A 2419-nucleotide genomic window follows, 5' to 3' on the forward strand; every position below is an offset into this window, starting at 1 on the left:
GTCTGTGCCTGGGTGGTGGGGTGTTCGTGGAGGCCGTGGGGGATGCGCAGCTTGAATTCGAACTTACCGTCATTGTGTCGCTACCGTCCGCTACGTTTGTGGTGTGTCACGGTTCCGGATGTACCCGACTGCGGCGCAGGCGGAGCAGATGCTCGTGCACTGCGCGCATGCCCGGTACGTGTACAACCTGGCCGTCGAGCAGCACGCGCACTGGCGGCCCGGAAGGAGATCGGCTCCGGGGTTTGCCGAGCAGTGCCGGCAGCTCACCCAGGCCAGGCGGGAGAACGAGTGGCTGGGGGCGGGTAATGCGGATGTGCAGCAGCAGGCGCTGAAGGACTTCGCCAAGGCCAAGCAGGCTTTCTTCTCCTCAGGGTTCGGTGAGCCGATCTGGCGCAAGAAGTACCGGCATGAGGGTTTCCGGGTCATCGGTACCGACCGCGTCCCTGTCTACGACGATGATGGTGGGCCGCTGCTGAACGCCAAGGGCGGGCAGGTGATGGCCCGCCGGGTGCGGGTGCAGAGGCTGAACCGGCGGTGGGCGCGGGTGGCGGTGCCCGGCTGCGGCTGGGTCCGGTTCCGCCTCAGCGCCAAGGGCAAGGGCGCCAGGCCGCCCGAGGCGAAAACGTTCCGCGTCACGTTCCGCAACGGGCAGTGGCATGTGGCCTTCGCCGTCGTCCCCGCCGCGATCCCGGCGCCGGGCACCGGCCAGGCCGTCGGTGTCGACCGGGGCGTGGCCATCACGGCCGCGCTGTCGGACGGGCGCGCCTTGAACTGCCCGCAGTTGTCCACCCGTGAACGCGCCCGGCTGCGCAAGCATCAGCGGCGCGCGGCCCGAGCCCCCAGGGGCAGTGAGCGCAAGGCCGCCGAGTACGCCAAGGCCGCTGGGCTGAAGGCCGCCGAGGCCGGGCGGCGCAAGGACTGGTGCGAGAAGACCTCCACCATGCTCGCCCGCCGCTTTGACGTGATCCGGTTCGAGAAGCTGAACATCGTCAATATGACCGCGTCCGCGCGGGGGACCCTCGAGCGGCCCGGACGCCGCGTGGCGCAGAAGGCCGGGCTGAACCGAGGCATCCTGGCGCAGGGGTGGGGGCTGTTGCGGCAGCGCACCGGGCACAAGGCGCCCGGCCGGGTCCAGGACGTCCCGGCGGCCTACACCAGTCTGCGGTGCAGCACCTGCGGATGGATCGAGAAGAACTCGCGCAAGAGCCAAGCCGAGTTCCTCTGCGTGTCCTGCGGGTTCTCCTGCAACGCCGACACCAACGCAGCCATCAACATCGCTGCGAGCACCACGACCAAAGTCGCGGCAGGACAGGGCGGGATCCCCCGCCCCCGGCGATCAGCCGGTGCCGGAGGGACAACACCGCACCCGCGGCCGAGTGTCCGTGAACCCCAACCCACACAGGTTGGAATCCCCCTCTTTTAAGAGGGGGAGGATGTCAAGAGGTGAAGCCGCGTGCGGACGCGGCGGGGACCGCGGCGCCGCCGAACGGCTGCGCGTCGAGGCGGTCCTCGCGCAGACGGCCGAATGGGACGCCGAGCGCCTCACCGAGGAGGCGGCCGCCCATGACGAGCGCGCCGACGCCGAGGACGCCGAGGCCGACGTCGAACGCCGCGGTGCATTGGACGCGCCGCCGCCGCGGAGGAGCGCGCCGCCGCGCTGCGCCGGCGGATGGATGCGCTGGCCGCCGAGAACCAGCGGGACGCGGAGACCCACGGCCGAGCGGGACGCGGACGAGGTTTCCCGGCACGACCGGCAGGCCGACGTCCACCGGCTGCGCGCCGAGTCCGCCGCCGACCGGATGGAGGCCGCGCAGCACCGCTCCGCCGCCGAGTCCCTCGCCGCGGAGCCGGGCACGGCCGAGCAGGAGCAGCGCGAGCGCGATGCGGCGGCCGAGCGGCAGCGCGCGGCCCGGGAGCGCGACGAACGGATCCGCGAGCGCGTCCTGCGCCGCGAACGCCGGGAACGCGGCGGGCTGCGGCGCCTGCTCCCCGGACCCGGCAGGACCTTCTACTCACCGGGCATGATCGGGACGGCGAGCCGCTGGTCGCCCGACACCGGCATCGCCCTGGACCGCGAGATCAACGCCATCGCGCAGGCCCTCCACGAGCACGGGCCGCTTCACCGCCGAAGGCGAGACCATGCGCTGGCAGTGCGCCCGCGAGTGCGGAGCCGGCGGCGCGAAGGTCTACCCCACCGCGTCCGACGCGCGGCGCTACGCCCAGGCCTTCGACCGCAAGGACAGCGAGGACGCGGGCAAGCGCGCCCCGCTCATCGGCCTGTTCCCCCTGCGCATGTTCCGCGCCATGCGCGGGCGGAGAGACGCCTAGCGACCCACCGCGCCGGACGGAGTCATGCCGTCCGGCGCGGTGTCCGGCAACGTCCACCGGGGCTTACGGGTGCGGTGGGGGCGGCGGGCCC

Annotated in this window: 2 protein-coding genes; both read left to right on the forward strand. The window is 72.6% G+C overall.

Annotated elements, in window-relative coordinates; translation table 11 throughout:
* Positions 1-103: 103 nt before the first annotated feature.
* A complete protein-coding gene (locus E1285_RS44525) occupies positions 104-1423 on the forward strand; it encodes an RNA-guided endonuclease TnpB family protein (protein ID WP_207947295.1) in 1320 nt (439 codons plus the stop codon).
* Positions 1424-1433: 10 nt separating this feature from the next.
* The coding region (locus E1285_RS46330) for a hypothetical protein (RefSeq protein ID WP_207947296.1) at positions 1434-2419 on the forward strand (986 nt) is incomplete at its 3' end.

This window comes from Actinomadura sp. 7K507, from assembly GCF_004348425.1.
Lineage (GTDB): Bacteria > Actinomycetota > Actinomycetes > Streptosporangiales > Streptosporangiaceae > Spirillospora.